The 21,771-nt window shown below is 65.7% G+C and carries 13 protein-coding genes and 3 pseudogenes; 5 read left to right on the top strand and 11 right to left on the bottom strand.

What is annotated here, in order from left to right; genetic code table 11:
• Positions 1-13: 13 nt before the first annotated feature.
• Together J7360_RS18015 and J7360_RS18010 are read right to left on the bottom strand one after the other, a co-directional pair.
• Positions 14-3,169, bottom strand: a pseudogene (locus J7360_RS18015) (LamG-like jellyroll fold domain-containing protein); the annotation flags it as partial.
• 352 nt (positions 3,170-3,521) lie between these two features.
• Positions 3,522-6,302, bottom strand: coding sequence for a TonB-dependent receptor (locus J7360_RS18010; protein ID WP_209034394.1), 2,781 nt, complete (start codon positions 6,300-6,302; stop codon positions 3,522-3,524).
• Between the two features lie 285 nt (positions 6,303-6,587).
• Between J7360_RS18010 and J7360_RS18005 the strand changes: the two genes are divergently transcribed.
• Complete coding sequence (locus tag J7360_RS18005) at positions 6,588-7,610, top strand: sugar kinase (protein ID WP_022557851.1); 1,023 nt, start codon at positions 6,588-6,590, stop codon at positions 7,608-7,610.
• Between the two features lie 131 nt (positions 7,611-7,741).
• Here J7360_RS18005 and J7360_RS18000 read toward each other — a convergent pair.
• A pseudogene (locus J7360_RS18000) lies at positions 7,742-8,028 on the bottom strand (hypothetical protein).
• Between the two features lie 148 nt (positions 8,029-8,176).
• A complete protein-coding gene (gene fabV, locus J7360_RS17995; protein ID WP_057663299.1) occupies positions 8,177-9,385 on the bottom strand; it encodes an enoyl-ACP reductase FabV in 1,209 nt (402 codons plus the stop codon).
• A 281-nt stretch (positions 9,386-9,666) separates the two neighbouring features.
• Between fabV and J7360_RS17990 the strand changes: the two genes are divergently transcribed.
• Together J7360_RS17990 and J7360_RS17985 are read left to right on the top strand one after the other, a co-directional pair.
• On the top strand, positions 9,667-13,014 hold the full coding sequence (locus J7360_RS17990; RefSeq protein WP_209034392.1) for a winged helix-turn-helix domain-containing protein: 3,348 nt from the start codon (positions 9,667-9,669) through the stop codon (positions 13,012-13,014).
• A complete protein-coding gene (locus J7360_RS17985) occupies positions 13,011-13,409 on the top strand; it encodes a hypothetical protein (protein ID WP_057663293.1) in 399 nt (132 codons plus the stop codon). Before J7360_RS17990 ends, J7360_RS17985 begins: the two co-directional genes overlap by 4 nt.
• A gap of 138 nt (positions 13,410-13,547) precedes the next feature.
• Here the strand turns inward: J7360_RS17985 and J7360_RS17980 are convergent, their stop codons facing one another.
• The 5 genes and pseudogenes from J7360_RS17980 to J7360_RS17960 form a co-directional block, all read right to left on the bottom strand.
• The gene (locus J7360_RS17980; protein WP_042675311.1) at positions 13,548-14,096 is read right to left on the bottom strand and encodes a hypothetical protein; all 549 of its coding nucleotides are present in this window, start codon (positions 14,094-14,096) and stop codon (positions 13,548-13,550) included.
• A gap of 288 nt (positions 14,097-14,384) precedes the next feature.
• Positions 14,385-14,783 (bottom strand): hypothetical protein, encoded by a 399-nt coding sequence (locus J7360_RS17975; RefSeq protein ID WP_057663290.1) that lies wholly within the window; start codon positions 14,781-14,783, stop codon positions 14,385-14,387.
• A gap of 584 nt (positions 14,784-15,367) precedes the next feature.
• A complete protein-coding gene (locus J7360_RS17970; protein WP_057663286.1) occupies positions 15,368-16,000 on the bottom strand; it encodes a response regulator transcription factor in 633 nt (210 codons plus the stop codon).
• The gene (locus J7360_RS17965; RefSeq protein ID WP_057663283.1) at positions 15,997-17,196 is read right to left on the bottom strand and encodes a sensor histidine kinase; all 1,200 of its coding nucleotides are present in this window, start codon (positions 17,194-17,196) and stop codon (positions 15,997-15,999) included. Before J7360_RS17965 ends, J7360_RS17970 begins: the two co-directional genes overlap by 4 nt.
• A gap of 85 nt (positions 17,197-17,281) precedes the next feature.
• A pseudogene (locus J7360_RS17960) lies at positions 17,282-18,379 on the bottom strand (serine hydrolase domain-containing protein).
• 385 nt (positions 18,380-18,764) lie between these two features.
• On the opposite strand from J7360_RS17960, the gene lldD reads away from it, so the two are divergent.
• Positions 18,765-19,931, top strand: a complete 1,167-nt coding sequence (gene lldD, locus J7360_RS17955; protein ID WP_057663278.1) for an FMN-dependent L-lactate dehydrogenase LldD — start codon at positions 18,765-18,767, stop codon at positions 19,929-19,931.
• 135 nt (positions 19,932-20,066) lie between these two features.
• Here lldD and J7360_RS17950 read toward each other — a convergent pair whose 3' ends face one another.
• On the bottom strand, positions 20,067-21,026 hold the full coding sequence (locus J7360_RS17950; protein ID WP_057663275.1) for a Ku protein: 960 nt from the start codon (positions 21,024-21,026) through the stop codon (positions 20,067-20,069).
• Positions 21,026-21,391: a hypothetical protein gene (locus J7360_RS17945; protein ID WP_306766585.1), complete on the bottom strand. Its 366-nt coding sequence runs from the start codon at positions 21,389-21,391 to the stop codon at positions 21,026-21,028. The genes J7360_RS17950 and J7360_RS17945 overlap by 1 nt, the downstream gene beginning before the upstream one ends.
• A gap of 184 nt (positions 21,392-21,575) precedes the next feature.
• On the opposite strand from J7360_RS17945, the gene J7360_RS17940 reads away from it, so the two are divergent.
• Positions 21,576-21,755: a hypothetical protein gene (locus J7360_RS17940; RefSeq protein WP_022557861.1), complete on the top strand. Its 180-nt coding sequence runs from the start codon at positions 21,576-21,578 to the stop codon at positions 21,753-21,755.
• Positions 21,756-21,771: the final 16 nt, after the last annotated feature.

The following is a 21,771-nucleotide window of genomic DNA, read 5'->3' as shown; positions in this document are numbered from 1 at the left end:
TTGATCAGACCTTCCCTAAGCGTGCGCGTTGCAGGTTGACCGTGGGGGATTCCACGCGGTCACTCCACCAGTGGCCTTCGGTGTTCATGTAGAAGTTCTGCAGTTTCTCTCTGGCCTCGCTGCGGTAAATGGCGGCGAGATAATCGAGATTGCCGGTTTGTTCCCAGGCCACATGGTGCGGGAAGTCCGGGGCGCTGCCATCGTCCTTGTTTGCTGCTTCGGTTAACTTGCTGCTCCAGTCGCTGCGCTTGCCCATGACATCGAGAAAGTTTTCGTTGAGCAGCGAGAGGCCATTGGGGCCGCTGTTGGCGACGCGGTAGTTGATCGGTTTGAGATAGCGGTCTTCGCCGGTGAAGCGGTAGGCGGCCCAGAAGGTGTGCAGGGTGTCGGCGCCGCCGCTGCCTTCGAACAGTTCGCCGCCGCGGGTTTTGCCGGTTTGCCAGTTGATCTCGTTGGGCAGGGCCCAGTTGCCCTTGGCGTTGGTGTAGGCGTGGGCGAGATAGCCATCCGCTAACCCGGTGACGATACGGCGGCTGTTGGGGTCGGCGTTATAGCCGCCCAGCAGGATGGCCGGGTGCACGATGGGGAAGGAGTACGGTTTTTGCCATTGCCAGTTGGGTTCGCGGTAGACGGTGCGGCCGCCGAACCAGTTGCTGGCAAACAGCAGGTGGCCTTGCGGGTTGACCTGGATGATGGTGTCGAAGGCCTTGACGGTTTGCATCAGGCGCTCGACGGTGCGTGGGTCGCCCCAGTTGAGGTATAGCAGGGCGCTGTTGAGGTTGATGCCCTCCTCGTAGGAATGCAGCTCGTCGGTTTCGATGGTGGACAGGCCGTTGGTGAACATGCCGTTGCGGTAGTTGGCATCGGACAGCGCCAGCATGGAGGCGTTGAGCATGTCCGGGTCCACGCCCATCAGGGCGACGCCGGGCCATTGCTGCACCAGGTCCGAATCGTCGGAGATGCCGCCGCCGAAATCGCCGTAGGCCACCTGCCGCTGCTCGATCCACCAGCGGATATAGCGGCGCGTGGCTTTGAGGTCTTCCAGCTGCCAGAACGCCCAGGCCGGCACGCCCTTGGGCACGGCGGGCATCTCGACAGGCAACGCGCCCTGGTTGGCGTAGCTGATGTCATTCCAGTACTGGCGGCCGAGGGCGTGATCCGGGTCGACGCGCAGCAGGTCGGTGATGTCCGCATCTAGCCGTTTGTAGAGCAGCTGGCGCTTGGAGGTGGTGTGTTCTTCGACCAAAAAGCCCCAGTTGTCCTTGACCTGGTTGAAGCGGTCGGCGACGTGCTCTTTGATGGCCTCATTGCGCGGTTTGAACACCAGCTGCAATTGGGTGCCGTCGAGCGCGTTGGCGTCGAAGCCGGGTGCGGCGGCGGCGATGCTGAGCATCAGGCTGTCGTTGCTGAGGATGCGGTCGCGCAGGTCCAGCCACAGCGTGCGGGGTTGGCCGGGGGCGACGGCGACCGAGACGTCGATCATGTCGCGTGCGGGCCAGATGGGGTCCTTGATGCGGATATTGAGCGGGATGCTGCCGTTGTGGGTGGCCGGCAGGTTCAGCGCCGGCAGGGTGATGGCGATGCCGTCCAGGCCGTCGTGCATGTTTTCCCAGCCGTAGGACCAGCTGCGCATCAGCGCCTGGTCCGGCGGCGGGTCGCCCAGGCTGGACGGCACCAGGATGTGCACGATTGGCTGCTGCGCGCCTGCTGCGACCTTGTCGCTGGGGCGCTTGCGCGCGGGCGCCTTCGTGGGCAGCGCGATCACGGTCTGGCGCTCGCTCGCTGGGTAGCGGCCGGCGATGACAGCGCGCAACTCGGCGAGGTTGTCGTAGTCGGGCTGGATGTCGCTGCGCACGGTGTAGCTGAGTTGCGCGCTGCCTTTGGGCACCTCGCCTGGCTGCACGTCATAGGCCCAGATTTCCTGGATGGGCGTTTCCTGCGCGGTGTTGGCAAAGCGCAGCGTACCGCCGCGGCGTTCTTCGAACTGATCCACGCTGCGCACCACGCCTTGCTGGCGTGCGAACAGCGGCTGCGGCTGTGCGTTGGGCGCGGCGTAAGTGGCCTGGCCGTAGGCGGCGCCGCGCAGCTCGATGCGGTTGAAAGGCTCGTCCGGCAAGGTGAGATCGAGCGCCTTGCCGCCTTCGACATAAGTGTTCCAGTCGGGCAGCTGGAAGTAGTCGTTGCGCCCGGGCAGACGCGAGCGGTTGTAGACGCCGGGCCAGGTGGTTTCGGCGATGCCGTCGGTGGCCTTCCACATCCATTGCTTGAGATCGCGCGCATCGGTGAATTCCACCTTGCGGATGCGCGTGACCGGTGCGGTCAATGCAGGCGGTGCATGGCCGTTGTCCCAGCCGTAGCGATGCAGGAAGGCAGCGTATTGCGCATCCGCAGCGATGGCCGGGGCGGTGGTGGGTTCCTGCAGGCGTGCGAGTGCGGCGGCACCGCTGCCATCAAGCATGCGGTCGTAGATGCGGATCTCGTCGAAGTCGCTGCCGCGCAGGAAGTTGTAGCGGCTCTGCACCTGGTGCGGCGACATCACCCGGCCGGCCAGGCCGAACTGGTCGAGTGCGGCATCGTAATCGAGCGCGCCACCGTTTGCGCATGGCGCGCCGCAGTCCACGCGTGCGGCTTCCTTGCCGTCCACGTACAGGCGCACGCCGCGGGTTTCGTCCCAGGCGAAGGCGATGTGGGTCCAGTCATTGGGCTTTGGCAGCGTGTCGAGCTTGAAGGAGACACGGGTGCGCGCGAGGTTGGCGTCGGTGACGAAGGCATCGAAGCCGTGGCCGTTCCAGTCGATGCGCAGCCAGGCCATGTCCCAGCTGGTGTGGTCGGCGTAGCCGACGCGGAAAATCACGAACGGCGCTTCGCCGACCGGGTAACGCGCGCGCCAGAAAAAGCCGAGCGTGCCGCGCTGGGTGTAGAGATTGCCGGGCGCATTCCACGACAGCACGCCGTCGTCGGCCCATTCGATGGCGTTGCCGCGTTTGCCGGTGGGCACCAGCGCGATCTTGTCGCGGAAGTTGGGCACGCCATCGCCGCGGGCGACATCGGCTTGCAGACCCTGGTCGGCCGAGACGCGGAACAACAGCTCCGGTGCATCGGCAGCGGCCGCACGCACCGGCAGCGCAATCAACAACAGCACACCCATCCACCACTTCTGCACGCTCACTGCCTGACTCCTCAAAACGCATCGCCGCACGGGATCACCGCGCGGCGAATATTGGATACTGCATGGCGTTGACAGCCCCACGCCGGCACGGGTCTGCCACATGTCTTGCCCGGCGCCGCGATGGCCTGCATAGACCACGCGGTGCCAGGCTGCGCTTGCATCGCACCTTGGTCACCACCGCATGCACGCTGATGACCCCGGCGGCGCGGACGGGTGCAGTGCACACCACTGCATTGCGTTGCAGCAGTGTACGGCCACCGGTGCGTCGTACAGATGCGTTGCAACGTCCATATCACGCCCGCTACGCGATGTGCGTAGCGGGCAGATATCTTTTGGCGCGACTTGGCTGCACTTAGAACTTGTAGCGCAGGCCCAGCAAGTACTGGCGGCCGGTTTCGGTGTACTGCAGCGGCAACTCGCCGGTCTGCGGCGACCACACCCATTCGTCGGACGCTTCGTTGGTGAGGTTGATACCCTCCAGGCTCAGTTCCAGTTGCTTGCTGATCTTGTAGCGCAGCGAGGCGTCGATCATGGTGGTACCGGTCATGCCGTGCACGCCATCGACGTTGAATCCCGCTTCCGTGCCAGGGGCCTGGGTCAGGTAATCGTCGCGATTGGTGGCCGAGATGCGGCCGGCGAAAGACTCGCCCTCGTAGAACAAGGTCGCATTCCACGACGAGCGCGACAGCCCGGTCAGGTCGTTCTTCATCACCGGTGCGCCGGTGCTGGACAGGTACTGGATCTGCGAATCCACCCAGGTGTAGTTCAGTTGCACGCCCAGGTTGGCCCACTTGCCCGGCAGGAACGTAAATGGCTGGACATAGTTCGCTTCCACGCCCTTCAACTCGCCACCGGGTGTATTCAATGGAATGCTGAAGGTGAAGTCGTCGTTGATGCTGGCGCCGGTGCCATCCAGCAACGAAGCCGGCAGGCCACTGCTGGCATACGGGCGCACTTCGCGTGCGGTCTGGATGAAACTTTCGATGTCCTTGTAGAACACGCCGACACCGAGCATCGCGCCTTCGTTGAAGTACCACTCCAGGCCAAGATCGACATTGGTGGCTTCGATCGGATCCAGATCCGGGTTGCCGCCGGACACGGTGCGTGCGCCACCGGCCACGGCCACGGTCACACCGGGCGTGAGGCTGCCCAGCCCGGGGCGCGACATCACCTTGGCCGCGCCCAGACGCAGCAGCAGGTCGGGCGCGAGCTCGGCCACCAGGTTGAACGAGGGCAACGTGTTGTTGTATTTGCGGCCCACCGTGGTCAGCGCCGGCGCGTTGTTGATCAACGCATAGCCGGTGGATTCCTGCTCGGTGCGCACATAGCGCACGCCGAAATTACCCGACAGCGGGATGGAGCCCAGGTCGGTGGAGAACTCGCCCATCAACCAGACGCCGCGGTCCTTTTCTTCGACGCTGCGGGTGTTGTTGGCACGCGGCGCCACGGCGTAGGTGCCGGCGTTGCTGTAGATGCCGAGCTGGTTGGCCACTGCATCCAGGTTGGGAACGACCCAGTTGGACGGGCTGCCGTTGATGCCCTTCAGGCCGGCCTGCTCGGTCAGGTCCGTCGGCACGATGCGGGTGCCATCGGCGAAGGTCGGCACCGCAATTTCGCTGGCGCGACGCAGTTCAACCGTGCTGAAGGTGTAGTCCTTGGCCAGCACGCCACCCTTGAGGCGGAACCCGGGGCTGATGTTCCAGTTGAAGTCGATCTGCGCCGTATCGAAATCGTTGTCCACCGTCTGCGGACGCAGGCGGATTTCGGCCAGTTCCCACCCGGCGGGATTGGTCGGGTCGATGCCGTAGTTCAGCACCGGCGCACGGTTGTTGCCGCGATAGTCGTAGCTGTAGCCGTCGACGTCGTACTTGTCCATGATGATGGTGGTCTGCACCGGGTTCTCGTGCGCCGAGCGCGAGGTACCGACACGGCCGGACACGGAGAAGGCATCGCTGAAGCGGTGCTCCAGATCCAGGCTGACCTGCTTGAACTCGGTGTTCCACTCGTCGTGGCGGTTTTCCGAGCGAATATCGACGTTGTCGAATTCGCCGTACACCAGCGCGTTGTTGCGGATCTCGCCATTGCGCACGATGGTGGCCGGCTTGCCATCGCGGTCGGCGCGCCGCGGCGTGCCGCTGTCGCGACCGCGGCTGAAGGAGATGGCCTCGATGTAATGCTCATCGCGCGTGGCTTCGATCTTGGAGTACAGCGCGTCCAGCGAGATGGTGGTGCGGTCGGTGGGCTTCCACTGCAACGACCCGGTCACGCCCAGGCGCTGCTGGTCGTGTTCCATCTGCACATAACGCGGGAAGCGCGGGTGGTACACGTCGGCCGAGCGTGCGGCCGCAAAGGGCGATGCCGCACTGAAGTTGCCGTTGCTCGTCCCATTGGCCCAGCGGCCGGTGTTGGAGCCTTCTTCCAGCACCTGCCGTTCGGTATAGGCCACCGACAGCAAGGCGCCGAAGGTGTTGTCGGCCCAGGTATTGGCGATCAGCGCCGCTACACGCGGGTTGGCCTTCTCGGCCATGGCGTTGTAGGCCGCCTGGCCGCTGGCGGCAAACGTAAAGCCGCTGTAGTCGAACGGGCGCGCGGTGCGCAGGTCGACGGTGGCCCCCAGCGAGCCCTCTTCCACATCGGCCGAGGCCGTCTTGCGCGCGATCAGCTGCGAGAACAGGTCCGAGGCGAAGACGTTGAAGTCGAAGCCGCGGCCACGGTTGGTGCCGCCGCTCTGGTCGCCGGCGCCCACGGTGGTGAGCGCTTCCATGCCGTTGATGCGGACGCGGGTGAATTCCGGGCCCAGGCCACGCACCGTGATGGCGCGGCCTTCGCCAGCGTCGCGGGTGATCACCACGCCAGGAATGCGCTGCAGCGACTCGGCCAGGTTGAGGTCGGGGAACTTGCCGATGTCCTCGGCCACGATGGCATCGACCACGCCGGCTTCGCCGCGCTTGATGTCCAGGGCCTTCTCCACGCTGGCGCGGTAACCGGTCACCGTGACAGTGTCCAGGTCGACGGCGGGCTCGGCGGGCGATGGGGCGGCGTCTTGTGCGGCAGCCTGGCCGCTCAGCGCCAGCCCGATCGACAGCGCAAGCAAGGTAACCGGTGTCTTCCGGCTGGTGGTCCGAAATTGCATGTCCTCCCCTCCCAAGGGTCCATGAACAATGTGAAATAGCGGGTTGAGAGCGGCAATGACACCGCTAGTCAAAACGACGTTACCAGCTGAATCGTCTCGTAACATCTTGCAGCGCAGCAGAAAACGCCACCAAATTTCCGAAAAACGGGTGCAAGCGGTCACTTCACGTCGCATCATGGCCGTAGCAGCCGGCATTTCGCGCCGGCTAGAATGACACCGATGGTCATCTCAGTGCGCGACGGCGCCCCCACCCGTCACGTACCACCCAGCCGAGGTAATTGCCGCATGAGCCGTGCCCGTATCCTGTGTTTTGGTGAGTTATTGCTGCGCCTGGGGGCGCCTGGCCATGCGCTGCTGCTGCAGCAGCCTCGGCTGGACGTGCACTGCGGCGGCGCGGAGGCCAACGTCGGCGTCTCGCTGGCGCATTTCGGCCATGCCGTGGCCATGGTCAGCACGGTGGCGGACAACCCGTTGGGCGCCGCGGTGCTGGGCGAACTGCGCCGGCACGACGTGGATACCCGCCATGTGCGGCGCGTGGACGGCCGCATGGGTCTGTATTTCCTGACCACCGGTGCGATCCATCGCCCCAGCGAAGTGATCTACGACCGCGCCGACTCGGCCTTTGCACTGGCACCGGCCGATGCCTACGACTGGCCGCGTCTGCTGGAAGGCGTGCAGTGGCTGCACCTGTCCGGGGTGAGCCCGGCATTGGGCGCGGAGGTGGCGCAGGCCACGCTGGCGGCGGCACGTGCCGCGCGTGCGGCCGGGGTGAAGGTGTCGTTCGACGGCAACTACCGGCCCAAGTTGTGGCAACGCTGGCAGGGCGATGCGCGCGGCATCCTGCATCAGCTGTTTGCCTGCGCGGATGTGGTGTTTGCCGATTACCGCGACATCGGCGTGGTGCTGGGCGGCGAGTTCGCGCAGGACACGCTGGAAGCGCGCGTGGAAGCGGCCGCGCAGCAGGCCTTCGCTGCATTCCCGCAGCTGCAGTTGATGGCCTGCACGCAACGCGTGGCGCATCACGTGGACCACCACAGCCTGGGCGCGATGCTGGTGCCGCGCGACGGCGCCGTGGCGCGTGCACCCAGCGAAGAACTCACCCCCATCATCGACCGCATTGGCGGCGGCGACGCGTTTGCGGCCGGCGTGCTGCACGGCCTGATCGAAGGCTGGTCGCTGGAGGATACGGTGCGCTTCGGCCTGGCCGCCGGCTGCTTGAAGCATTCGATCCCGGGCGATTTCAATCCGCTCTCGGTGGCCGACGTGCAGGCGTGCGTGGGGGATGCGCGGTTTGATGTGCGGCGCTGACGCACCGGGATTGGGGAGTCGGGATTGGGATTGGCAACAGCGCCGGAGATTCGGTGCTCTGGCCGGGCGCGTTGCTCCCAGCGCGGTGCGCTCAGGGATGATGCGCCCGTGGCTGACAGCGCTTACGTGTTTCAGGCGAGTGCACGGGTGCGAGGTTTGTTGGTGATCCGTCTGAGTGCTGCGCTCAGCAACACCACACATAGCGCCGCCGGGAGGCTGAAGAACAGCGTGACCAACAAGGCGTGGTTCCAGGGCGGTGCAGAGTCGTCCTGCATCACCGCGGCGCAGACGACGCCGTGGTGATCAACAGATTGGCGATCGCCTTCAATGACCAGTACAACCTGACGGAGCCCAGCAATGCAGCGCAGGCCACGCTGACCAGAAAGGCCAGGACGAGATGGGCGATGCATTTGTCCATTGGGTGCCGTGATTTGGGATTAGGGAGTTGGGATTCGTCACGGCAAGGACAACCAGCATCGCGTGCCGGTTGTCCTTGCGAAAAACGTTCGGGTCCGCTGAAGATCAGCGATGCAGACACCGCTCTTGCGAATCCCCAATCCCGGCAATCACCCCAACTCGATGCAATCGAAGCTGACATCCGTCGCCACATCGGCGTCGTAATCCACGTCGTCGCGCTCGAAGCCGAACAGCTTGAGGAACTCGTGCTTGTAGCCGGCGTAGTCGGTGAGCTCGAACAGGTTCTCGGTCGTGACCTGCGGCCATAGCGCCTTGCAGGCGTCCTGCACGTCGTCGCGCAACTCCCAGTCGTCCAGGCGCAGACGGTTTTCGTCGTCCACGTCGGCCGGTTGGCCGTCTTCGCGGTACAGGCGCTCGCGGAACAGGCGGTCGAGTTGCTCGATGGTGCCTTCGTGCAGGCCCTTTTCCTTCATGATCTTGTAGACCATGGAGATGTACAGCGGCATCACCGGAATGGCCGCGCTGGCCTGGGTGACCACCGACTTGAGCACCGCCACATTGGCGCCGCCACCGCGCCTGGCCAGCCGTGCATTCAAGCGCTGCGCGGTGTGGTCCAGATCGACCTTGGCCTTGCCGAGTGCGCCATGCCAGTAGATCGGCCAGGTGATTTCGGTGCCGATATAGCTGAAGGCCACGCTGCGCGCGCCATCGGCGAGCACGCCGGCGCCTTCCAGCGCGTCGATCCACAATTCCCAATCCTGCCCGCCCATCACGGTGATGGTGTCTTCGATCTCCTGCGCGCTGGCCGGCTCGATCGAGGCCTGGATGATGGTGTCCTTGTTGGTGTCGATGGCGGTGGCGGTGTAGGTCTGCCCGATCGGCTTGAGCGCCGAGCGCTTCACTTCGCCGCTGCCCGGCAGCTTGCGTACCGGCGAGGCCAGCGAATACACCACCAGGTCGACCTGCCCGCCCATCTCGGTCTTGATCAGCTCGATCACCTTCTCGCGCGCGGCATCGGAAAACGCGTCGCCATTGATCGACTTGCTATACAGCCCGGCCGCCTTGGCATGTTTGTCGAACGCGGCCGAGTTGTACCAGCCGGCCGTACCGGCCTTGCTCGCGGTGCCGGGCTTTTCGAAGAACACGCCCAGCGTGTCCGCACCGAACCCGAAGGCAGCGGTGATGCGCGAGGCCAGGCCGTAGCCGCTGGACGCGCCGATCACCAGCACTTTCTTGGGGCCGTCAGTGCGTACGCCACGCGCACGCGTTGCGGCAATCTGCTCGAGCACATTGCGCTCGCAGCCAAGCGGATGCGTGGTGGTGCAGATGAAGCCGCGCACTTTGGGATGGATGATCAACGTGGACTCCTGGTCAGCAAGATGCTGGCGGCATCTTAGTGCGTGTGGCGCGCGCGAAACAGCCTGATGCGTAACAAACGCCGCTGTATGGAAGCACGTGAAGGCCGCCGCACGGCGGCCTGACGCCAGCACCTGCACGCGCAACGCAGCAACGAACAGCGACCGCAATCGACTTACCCGGCAGCGGGCTGTGCTACGTTTCCGCCCTGCCGTGCCGTGCCTGGCCGCGCCTGATGGCGATTGTCGAGGCCCCTTCCAGTTGTGCGACCGGTATTTGAGCGATGTCTCTTCGAAGCGAGCGCGTCACGCAGCTGGGCTCCGTCCCGCGGTTCCGTCTTGGGCCATTGCTGGTCGAGCCGGAGCGGCTGACGCTGATCGACGACGGCCAGACCATCACGCTGGAACCGCGCATGATGGAAGTGCTGATCGCGCTGGCCGAGCGCGCCGGCGAGGTCATCAGCGCCGAGCAGTTGTTGATCGAGGTGTGGCACGGCAGCTTTTACGGCGATAACCCGGTGCACAAGACCATCGCCCAGCTGCGCCGCAAGCTCGGCGACGACAGCCGCCAGCCGCGCTTTATCGAAACCATCCGCAAGCGTGGCTACCGGCTGCTGCCGAAGGTGATGTTTCCCGACGATTACCGCGGTGCGGTGATCGGTCCGCAGGCGTGGGGGCATGGCAACCCGTACATGGGGCTGCAGGCATTCGACCCGGCACATGCAGACGTGTTCTTCGGCCGCAGCCACGCGATTGCGCAGGTGCTGGGCGCGTTGCGCGCGCAATTGCACAGCCAGCGCGGGCTGGTGCTGGTGAGCGGCGCCAGCGGCTGCGGCAAGACCTCGTTGCTGCGCGCCGGCGTGGTGCCGTTGCTGTGCCAGCCCGGCGGCCTGGATGGACTGGAGGCCATCGCGGTGGCGTACTGCAACCTGGCGCAGTGCCGCGGCGGCGATGTGCTGGACACGTTCGCACGCGCATTGGGGCAATGGGCACCGGGTGGGCGCGCGGTGTTGTCGCCAGCGCAGACGGCACGCCTGCCCGAGTGGCTGCAGCAACCTGCGCCGCTGCATGCGGCCATCGACGAAGCGATGCGCCAAACCGGCCCAGCGCGCGAGAACGTGCACACCCGGCGCCATCTGCTGCTGGTCATCGACCATGCCGAAGCGATGGTGGCCACGCCCGGCATCACTGCCGCCGATCGCGCTGTGCTGGCGGCAGCCTTGCATGCGCTGTGCGCCAGCGCGCACGTGGCCGTGTTGATGCTCACCCGCAGCGATTTTTATCCGCGCCTGATCGATGCACTGCCGGACATCGTCGAGCTCAAACGCGGCGATGGGCACGTGGATCTGCTGCCGCCACGCGATGGCGAGATCGGCCAGATCATCCGCGTACCGGCGGCAATGGCCGGGCTGCGCTTCGAAGAAGACCACGGCGGCGCCGGTCGCCTGGACGATGTGCTGCGCGATGCCACCGCACGCCAGCCCGACGCACTGCCATTGCTGCAACATCTGCTGCATGCCCTGCATGCGCAGCGCAACGACGATGGCTTGCTGACGTTTGCTGCGTATCGCGCCCTGGGCGGCCTGGAAGGCGCGCTGGCGCATCATGCCGAACAGACGTTTCGCGCATTGCCTTCCGATGCGCGGGTCGCGCTGGGCGAGGTGCTGACGCTGCTGAGCGTGATCCACCCCGACAGCGATGCCGTCACCGCGCGGCGTGCGCTGTGGTCGGCACTGCCGGCGAGCAGCGCGGCGCGCGTGCTGGTGGATGCGTTCGTGCATGCGCGCCTGTTCGTCAGCGAGCTGGTGGCCGGCGAACCGGGCTTTGCGGTCGCGCACGAAGCACTGTTGCGGCAGTGGCCGCGTGCGGCCGAGTGGATCCATGAAAATCGCCGCCTGCTGCAGGCGCGCAAGCGGCTGCAACTGGCGGCACAGCGCTGGGCTGCCGAAGGCCGGCGCAGCGATCACTTGCTCAACAGCGGCCGCCCGCTGAGCGAAGCACGCGAGGCTGCGCGACGCATGCCGCAGGATCTGGACGCACTGGAACATGCCTTCCTGCGCGCCTGCGAACGCTCGCAACGCCAGCGCCGCGGTCTGTACGCCGCCGCTGCCGCACTGCTGGTGGTGCTGGCCAGCGCCTCGCTGCTGCTCGGCTGGCGGGCGCGCCAGGCCCAGCAAGTCGCCGAACAACGCCGCGATCAGGCCCAGCAACTGGTGGGCTACATGCTGGGCGACCTGGCCGAGCAGTTGCGCACCGTGGGCAACCTCAAACTGCTCGATAGCGTCGGCAGCCGTGCGCTGCGCTATCTGGAAGATTTGCCCAGCGCCGAGATGCACACCGGTGATTTGATCAACCACGCCCGTGCCCTGCGCACCACCGGCGAAGTGTTGATGAACCAGGGCAAGGTGAAAGAGGCCCATGCCGCGTTCACGCGTGCCGCCGCTACCGCCGAACAGGCGCGCATGCGGGCGCCAGATGCATTGGAAGCGGAGGCGGAAACTGGCCAGGCCGCGTACTGGCTCGGCTATTTGGCGTATCAGGCCAAGCAGCTGCCGTTGGCGCGCACGTACTGGTTGCAGTATCTGGCGGCTTGCGAACACTTGGTACGCGCAGCTCCACAGGATCCGCGCTGGCAACTGGAGTTGTCGTATGCGCTGAACAATCTGGGCACATTGTCCAGAAGCGAAGGTCAGGCAACTGCGGCGATCGAGTTCTTTGCACGTTCCATCGCACTCAAGCGCCAGGTGTTGGCGCGCACGCCGGATAACGCGGCAGTACGCTACGAACTCGTCGACAGCCTGTCTTGGCTAAGCCTTGCGCAGGAAAATCAGGGCTTGCTGGTGCCAGCAGAACAAGGCTACCGCGAGCAGATCGCGGTGCTGCGCGTCTTGGTGAAGAACGATCCGGATGCCAATGCGTGGCGACGGCGCATGGCCACCTCGTTGCTACGCACCTCCAATCTGGCGCTGGCGCGCGGCCACCTTGCGCAGGCGCAGGCCGACGCGCAAGCCAGCGTGGACATCCTGGAACCGCTGGTCGCGCAGCAGCCGGACAACCGGACGTGGCAACGCGATCTGGCGCATGCCTACGCGCAGGCCGGTTGGGTTGCCGCGCTGGACGGGCGCGCCGATGCTGCCACACGCCAACTCACCCAGGCGCGGCAGACGCTGGCAGGCTTGCTGCAGCGACAACCGCTGCCGGAGTGGCAATGGCTGGATGCCATCATTGCGCTGCGCTTGAACCGGGTGCAGGGGCTGCATGGCAGCGAGCAGACGTCCAGCCTGGCGGCGATCGTGGCGCGGCTGGACGCCTTGCATCGGTCCAGGCCCGCGGATCTGCTCGGGGTCTCGGCGCTGGCGCATGCCCTGGTTTGGTATGGCGAACAACTGGACGCCAGCGGCGATCACGTCGGTGCACACGCCGCCTGGCAGCGCGCGGTGGCAGTGCTCGGCGCCGATATCGGCAATAGTCGCGACAAGACCTTGCTCGACCCCTGGATTCGCGCACAGATCCATCTGGGTCGGCGCGCTGCCGTGACGCAACAGCTCGGATGGCTGTATCAAGCGGGCTACCGCCACCCGGGATTCGTTTCCCTCTATGCCCCGCTCTTCAAGGAATCACCAACGTCATGACCGATCCCAAGATCATCACCATCACACTGACCGTGGCGCACGTCGAGTTCGGCGGCAATACCGGCAGGGGCGCCTACTTCTACAGCTTCTCGCCGGACCTGCTCATCTGTGGCAAAGGCGAACAGGACGTGACACTGCGCTACGCGTTCTGTAAATCGGTGCCCCACCGCTTCAAGATCATCAGCCTGCTGAATTCCGATTCGACGGGGCAGATCGGCCCGCCGGACATCGCCCATGACGGCAGTTGGGTGAAGGTGGTGAACGCCAACAAACATCCGACGCTGATCTTTTTCACCGTCGTGGTGAAGGACACACACACGGGCGCGCATTTCAGCTGCGACCCCCAGGTCGGCAACGACCCGGAAATTTCGCCGACCGAATTCGGGCGGCACTGATCCTTGAGTCCATTTCCGTCCGACGGTTCGCCTCCGGACGGGAGCCGCCGCGCAATCGAGCGATGGCTCAGTCGCACACGATAAGAGACCCGGCCGCCGCGGACCTCCTGCACGCGCGATGCGCCTGCAGGCAGGTGCTCAGTTGGTGTCCCGAACGTAGGTATCGATTGCCTTGGGCGTCAGGGCAATCACGCGACCGGCAGGAAAACTGGATATCACATAGTTGTCTGGCGCATCGCTTTTGAAAGGCACGTCGAACGTGGACGCTAGAATGCGCGCCCACCCTTCCGGGTAGGCGGTGCCGCTGACATGGACAACACTCATCGAAGGCCAATGCACTTGGCGTTTTGTCTGCGGATCCGTCAGGTCGGCCTGGCCGATCAGCACCCGACGCGATTGGAGAGGATGTGTTTTGGCACGTGCTGCCGGCTGAAGCTTGAAGCTATAGGTTCCGCTTTCAGGGTAATGCAGCTCGATGATCGATGCTGGTGAGGCGACGGTGACTTGAAATTCTTTCTCGTACCCGGCTTTGGTTGACCTGGCGCCCTCAAGCAGGCGCCACTGGCGATCGGCAATCGGACGCGCCGACACGATGACCGCGCCCCCTTGTTCCAGCATCGGCGCGTCGACGGTCACGATCAGTCGCGACGATAACGTCGGCTGCTTTGCACAGCCGGTGGCGGCCATGAGCAAACATGCGATAGCCAAAACGGCGCAGCCAATCCGATACCTGCCCATCGTGTCACTTCCTCAACGCGGCACACCAGCATGGCCGCTCCATGCGGCCTTGCGTCTTTATACGTTCCTTCGGATCGAACGTGTTGCTGCGCATTAGCGCGTGTCGCCCGATCCTGCAGGATGACGGCGTGCTGCTGCCCGCACGCGGCATCGATCTGGCGCCGCATGCACTGCGTGGCGCCTGCTCCTAGCCGCCGCTGCGGGCGTGGTGCATCCCAGGTACCCATAGGAGCGTGGCTAGATGTCGGCCGACCTGCGCAGCCGCTCGTCGCGCTCGGTTCCGTTGCTGAAAGCCGGCTTGATCTGGCCACGGCTCGACCACGTGCCGGCCGTGCCCGTGCCGATGCCCGCGCGTTCAGGGTCATCGGTTTGGCCGACCTGGCGTGGGCGACTCGCCAGACCTTGCCGGCAACCTTCTCCATCGAAGCGCCTGATCAGTCGATCGCAGGCATGGGCAGCGGTTCCCTGCACTGCCGACGCGCATCCCACGACGACCCGCATGTCGCGTTCGGCGACCGCTTGGGTCGGCAAGGCTGCGCGGGGCCAACTGACCGGCAATTCGGCCTGGGTCGACGCCCCCCAGGCGCTGGCGCACAGCATGACGATCAGCACGATGAGGATTCGAACCAGGCGCATGACGGACTCCGCAGCAGACCGGAGCGCGGCGCGTCCCCGGGCGGCGTCGCTGGCCGCCGGATCACCTTCGTGCGTGGGCCCGCGCCTGACCTGACGGCAACCTTACGGTTGCTGGTCGATGCTGACGGCTGCCTATAAATCCTTATGGAACAGTCACCTAGGAAGGCAGGATTGGGCCAGTTCGACGTTGGAGAAAGACTACATGGGGGCGCAACGACACCCATTGGCGTCACCCGCACCCTCACCCCAACCCCTCTCCCGGGGGGAGAGGGGCTTGCTTCGTATCGGGCAGCATGCAGACTTTGGTCTCCTCTCCGTTCGGAGAAGGCAGCGCGTAGTTGCAGGATGACGATGCGCGCTGTTCTGGAATGCAAGGCGGAATCGACCGGTAAGACCGACTGCAAGTTCAGGCCATGGCTGAGCTTGTTCGAGTTGGCTGTCTTCCGCCGTGCCCTCACCCCAACCCCTCTCCCGAGGGGAGAGGGGCTTAGGTTCTCTTTGCTCTAGGCGCATTCCGATCCGGTCCCCACCTGCCCGCTTTTCCGAATCCCGAATCCCGAATCCCGATTCCCGAATCCCCGCCCTCAAATCACCCGCAACGTGATCGCCTTCAAGACCGCCCGCGTGCGGTCGCGGGTGCCCAGCTTTTCCAGGATGGTGGAGACGTAGTTCTTCACCGTGCCTTCGGCCAGGAACAGGGTGCGGGCGATCTCCTTGTTGGAATAGCCGCCGGCCAGCAGGCGCAGGATCGCCACCTCGCGCTCGCTGAAGGTCTCGCGCGGGGCCTGCTGGTCGCGGAACTGGTAGCGGGCCCGCACCGGGTCGGTGCTGACCGGCTGCAGCAGGGTGTCGCCTGCGGCGACGCGCTCGATCGCCTCGCGCAGGTCTTCCGGGGCGGCGTCCTTGAGCAGGAAGCCCTGCGCGCCGGCCTCGCTGGCGCGTAGCAGCAGGTCGCTGTCGTCGAAGGTGGTGAGCAGTAGCACCGGGGTGCGGTCGCCGCGGGCGCGCAGGTGCTCCAGTGCCTGGATGCCGTCCAGGCCGGGCATGCGGACGTCGCTGAGCACCACGTCCACGGTGTGGATGGCGAGCGCATCCAGCAGGCCCTGGCCGTCGTCGGCCTCGCACACCACCTCCACGCCCTGCTGCTGCAGCAACGCGCGCAGGCCGGCGCGCACCAGGATCTGGTCGTCGGCCAGGGCAATACGACGTGAACTCATACCGGTAGTCTCGCGATCAGGTGCATGCCGCCCGTGGGTGTGCGGCCAAGGTCCAGCTGGCCGTGCAATGCGGCCAGGCGTTCGCGCATGCCGGTAATGCCGTTGCCTTCGCGGATGCGCTCGGCGCGGCGGCCATCGTCGCAGATGTCCACGTGCAGCTGTGCGCCTTCGCAATGCAGGTGCACGGCCACTTCATCGGCGTCGGCATGCCGAACGGCGTTGGTCAGCGCTTCCTGCACCAGCCGCAGCAGCAACTCGGCCACGCGCGCATCGGTGACACGCACGTCGGCATCGATCTGCAGGCGCAGCGTCGGGCGCGGGAACGGGGCGGCCAGTGCACGCAAGGCAGTCTGCAGGTCCAGGCCCTGGTCGTCGCGCAGCGATTGCACCACGTTGCGGATGTCCGACAGCAGTTCGGCCGACAACTGTTCCACCACCGCCACCTCGTCGCGCTGCGCCAGGGCCGGGTCGGCGCTGAGCAGGCGCAGGTTGATGCGCATGGCGGTGAGCTTGTGCCCGGCTACATCGTGCAACTCGCGCGCCAGCCGCAAACGCTCGGCATCGCGCGCACTGTCGGCCAGCAACGCGCGGGTAGCCAGCAGATCGACGTTGACGTAGGCCAAGGCGTCGCGCGCCCGCTCGGCACTGCGGGCGTAATGCGCGGTGAGTGCGGCGAAAGCCTGGAAGCCGGCATAGATGCTCACGATCAACAAGGCGCGATCGAAGCCTGCGTGCACCAGCACCGCGTACATGCCCGCGTTCAACGCCAGCGCCAGCAGCAGCACGCGCAACGGCGGCCAGGTCATGCCCGCCTGCGCCACCAGCATCACCAGCAGGACCGGCGCGGTGCCGGCACGCGGCTCCATCCAGACCAGCAGCAATGCCAACGCCGCCTGCAGCAGGGTGGCCACCGTGCGCAATGCATGCGTTTGCGGCAATACGGTGTGCAATACGAACAATGCGGTGAAGCCGGCCAGCACGCCCCAGCGCCAGGCACCGTGGGCCGACGCATCGGGCATGAACGACAGCGCGACCGCGGCAATGGTGAACGCGGCGGCCAGACGCAAGGGGTGCAACAGGTGGCAGAAGGAAGAATTCATGCGGCGATGCTGACCGCCATGCAGGCGCTCGGCAATGGTGCGCAGGCAGAAGGTGACTTCTGGCAGGTGGGATCGATGTCCTGCGGCCCCTGGCATGGCTGCAGTGCGCGCACACACCGGCATCCCACCCACCCCGTCGCCGCACGTCATGCCCTGTCCGCTTCCGTTCTGCTGGCTGCGCTCAATCCGGTGCGGGGCGACGGCCGGCAACGGAGGCCGCCTGCTCCCTGAGCTCCACGGCATACGCCCACAGATCGTCGAAGAGCTGCGCATTGACCCTGGCATCGCCGCTGTCCAGGGAGGTGTTGCTGATCAGCACCACCGCATTGTCGTGCGCCAGATCCGACAGCATTTCGGTGTGCACGCCCGGGTCCGAGCCGCCGTGGCCGATGCGGGTGACGTTGTACTTGGTGGACCAGAAGATGCCGGAGTTCTTCTCGTTCAAGGCGACGTTGTCGGGCGTGTTGGCGGCTGTGTACTGGAAGCGCAGCATCTGTGCGGTGGTGGTGGCGTCCAGGATGCGCACGCCCTGGTACTGCCCGCCATCGAGCAGGGCGATGAACAGCCTGGAAAGGTCGTTGACGCTGGTCCGCACGCCGCCGTCGGGGTAGGTGGTGAGTTCGTACGGCGGGATCGGCACGCTCACGCCGAACTGGCTCACATACAGCGTGGCCTGCGCGGCGGCCGGCAGATCGGCCGCATGCCAGGCGGTGTGCTGCATGCCCAGCGGCGCGAAGATGCGCGTGTGCGTGTAGCGCTCCAGCGACTGGCCCACCGCACGCGCGACGATGTAGCCCGCCAGGCCGGCACCGATGTTGGAGTATTCGCGATGCGTGCCGGGTTTGACCGGCAGGTAGTTCTGCGTCTGGTAGTCGCGCCCGCCGGGCGCCAGGTAGCCGCGCAAGAAGTCGCCCAGCGGCGCGACCGGCAGGCCTTGTCAGCGATAGGTATCGCGATAGACCTCCCAGCGGTCGGTCAGGCTGGAAGTATGCGTGGCCAGTTGCCGCAGCGTGATCGGCACGCCCGGAAACTGCGGGTTGCGCACGGCGAACGGCAGATAGCGGTTGATGTCCGCATCCAGCGCCAGCTTGCCGTCCTGCACCGCCTGCATCAGCGCCACGCCGGTCACGGTCTTGCTGATCGAGCCGATGTTCATGACGGTGTCGGGCGTGAACGGCGTGCCGCGCGCGCGGTCGGCAAAACCGACGCCGCCGGTCCAGACCACCTTGCGGTCGCGGATGATCGCCGCGCCCAGGCCGACGATGCCGGCGGCGTCCATGCGTTGCTGGAGTGTGCGCGTGATGGCGTCCGGCGCGGGCGGCTGACCTGGCCCGCCCGCCCACGCCTGACCACTGCAAAGCGCACCGATCGCCAGCCCGCCCGTACCGCCCATCCCCCTGCTTTGCCTGCACGCATGGCGCCCTCCGTCCGTGATGTGGTTGCTCAGATGCCCCGTGGGCGGCGCCGGCAAGCGCCAGCGCCGCTGCGGCAGCATGCGCAAGTCTTGCAACCGATCCGTGCCGATGCCAGCGCGATGCGACCAAACCGCCCATGCGCCCGACGAAACGCCGCGTGCAGCGCGTGCGACCTGCCGCCGCAGCGGTCCACCTGCCACCGATGGTCTTACACTCGGCGGCTCCCCTGCCGCTGCCGTCCCGTCTTCGATGATCATTTCCGCCGCTTCCGACTACCGCGCCGCCGCCGAAGCACGCCTGCCGCCCTTCCTGTTCCATTACATCGATGGCGGCGCGTATGCCGAGCACACCTTGCGGCACAATGTCTCGGACCTGGCCGATGTGGCGCTGCGCCAGCGGGTGCTGCGCAATATGTCGGATCTGCGCCTGAGCACCGAGCTGTTCGGCGAAACCCTGGCGATGCCGGTGGCATTGGCGCCGGTCGGCCTCACCGGCATGTATGCACGCCGCGGCGAAGTGCAGGCCGCGCGTGCGGCGGCCGCGCGCGGCATTCCGTTCACCCTGTCCACGGTGTCGGTGTGCCCGATCGAAGAAGTGGCGCCGGCCATCGAACGGCCAATGTGGTTCCAGCTCTATGTGCTCAAGGACCGCGGCTTCATGCGCAATGCGCTGGAGCGCGCCAAGGCGGCGGGCGTGACCACGCTGGTGTTCACCGTGGACATGCCCACGCCCGGTGCGCGCTACCGCGATGCGCATTCGGGCATGAGCGGGCCCAACGCCTCGCTGCGGCGCATGCTGCAGGCGGTGACGCATCCGCGTTGGGCGTGGGACGTGGGCCTGCTCGGCAAGCCGCACGATCTGGGCAACATCTCCGCCTATCGCGGCAGCCCCACCGGCCTGCAGGATTACATCGGCTGGCTGGGCGCCAACTTCGACCCGTCCATCGCCTGGAAAGACCTGGAATGGATCCGCGAATTCTGGACCGGGCCAATGGTGATCAAGGGCATCCTGGATCCGGAGGACGCACGCGATGCGGTGCGCTTCGGCGCCGACGGCATCGTGGTCTCCAACCACGGCGGCCGTCAGCTCGACGGCGTGCTGTCCAGCGCACGCGCGCTGCCGGCCATTGCCGATGCGGTGAAGGGCGAGCTGAAGATTCTGGCCGATTCGGGCATCCGCAGCGGGCTGGACGTGGTGCGCATGCTCGCGCTCGGTGCCGATGCGGTACTGCTGGGGCGCGCGTTCGTCTACGCGTTGGCGGCCGGTGGGCAGGCCGGCGTGGAAAACCTGCTGACCTTGATCGAAAAGGAAATGCGCGTGGCGATGACGCTGACCGGCACGCATTCCATCGCCGACATCAGCGCCGATGCGTTGAGCCGGGTGACGCGCGAGCGGGCCGATGCGATCTCGCCTTAAAGCCGCTGAACCGTAGCGCGTAATCGACTGTTGTGAGCGGTTCGCTAGGCAGCAGACCGAAAGTCATCACCGGTCGCGCTGAAGCGCGCGCCATCGGCGGGGATGCCACGCTTGCAGTCCGTTCTGCGAACCTGCCTACCCCGCCTTGCGCCTGGGCGCGGCCGTCTTGGCCGCAGTCTTCTTGGTCGCCTTGCCTGCGGTCTTCTTGACGGCTTTCTTCGCCGCTTTTTTGGCTGCCGTTTTCTTGGCAGGTGCGCTTGCCGTGTCGGCCGTGCTGGATTTCTTGGCTGGCGTGCGCGTATTGGCCTGCAGGCTCTTCTGCAGCAACGACATGAAGTCCACCACGTTGGTGGTGGCGTCTTCGTGCTGAGCGGGCTCGACGTCCACGGTGGTGGTGCCGCCCTTTTCCTGGATGCGCTTGCGCAGGATTTTTTCCAGCTTGCCGCGGAATTCGTCGTGGTAATCCTCCGGCTGCCAGGTGCCGGACATCGACTCGATCAGCTGCTTGGCCATCTCCTGTTCCTTGGGCGTGATGCGATACTCGCCCACCGCACCGGCCGGCAGCTTGAAATCCTGCGGGTCCACCACCTCCTGCTGATAACGCAGCAGCAACAAGATCAATGCATCGCCCTGCGGCATCACCGCCGCCAGATACTCGCGGGTGCGGATCACCACCTTGGCAATGCCCACCTTGCCGGTGTCGCGCAAGGTTTCGCGCAAGAGCACGTACCCTTTTTCGGCCTTCTTGCCCGGCACCAGGATGTAGGGCTTTTCGAAATAGCGTGGGTCGATGTCGGCTGCGTCGACGAAGGTTTCCACCTCCACCGTTTCATGGCTTTCCGGCGCGGCAGAGCGGATATCCTGTTCTTCGACGATGACGTAGCTGCCCTTGTCGTATTCGAACGCCTTGACGATCTCCTTCCACGGCACCTCGTCGCCGGTGTCGGCATTGACGCGTTCGAAGCGGATCGGTTTTTTGTCGCGCGAATCCAGCATCCGGAAATGCAGATCCACCTTGCGCTCGCCCGACATCAACGACACCGGCACGTTGAGCAAGCCGAAGGAAAGGGTGCCGGTCCAGATCGGTCGGGCCATCAGTGCGCTGCTCCATGAATTGCGGCTTCGGGAATGTGGTCCAGGGCAAGCCAGGCATCTTCGACAATGTCGCGCACATGCGGCCAGTCCAGTCGCGAGGCTCCACGCATGCTGTCCCACTGCGCAGCCAGGGCCTGCTCACAGTCGATATCGGCTCCACGCGGCCAGTCGGCGGCATGGGTGATCCGCGCAAACGCATAGGCCGGCGATAAATCGCGCCAGGTGGGCCCACCACGCCGACGGCGGCGCTGGTAGTCGGCCAGGCTGTAGCAGTGGAAGTCCTGCGCCACGCCAGCGGTGTCCGGCATGCGTGCACTGCGGTGCGCGCGCCTGGATGGAGCGGGCTCGACATGGGCACTGAACAGGCGACGGTCGGGACGGCGATCCTGGGGGCGCATGGGCGGCTCCACGGTGCGGCATTGAGGGCTGACATCAGTAACGCCGCTGCCGTGAGCCATGCGTGAGAAATTCGCTTGCACAGCGCGATTTGCGCGCCCTTCACCGCAGGCGCGGTGAACTGCTTGCCCATCTTGCTGTCAGGAGTGCGCCATGTCTCGCGACCCTTTACGCGACCAACCCAGCCAGCCGGGCGAACAGCACGGCAAGCGCGATGCCGAACACTATGAAGATCGCGGCGCTGGCGATGCACCGGGGCGCCTGATTCCAGCCGATGACCGGACGCCGGCCAAGAAGCCGGGAAGCGCGCCATCAACGGGGACCGATGCCTAAGGAAGGTCTGATCAAC

Origin of the sequence: Xanthomonas sp. D-99, assembly GCF_017746145.1 — a bacterium.
Taxonomy (GTDB): domain Bacteria; phylum Pseudomonadota; class Gammaproteobacteria; order Xanthomonadales; family Xanthomonadaceae; genus Xanthomonas; species Xanthomonas cissicola.
Note: the sequence above shows the minus strand (reverse complement) of the source record. Positions and strands in the feature narration are given on the sequence as shown.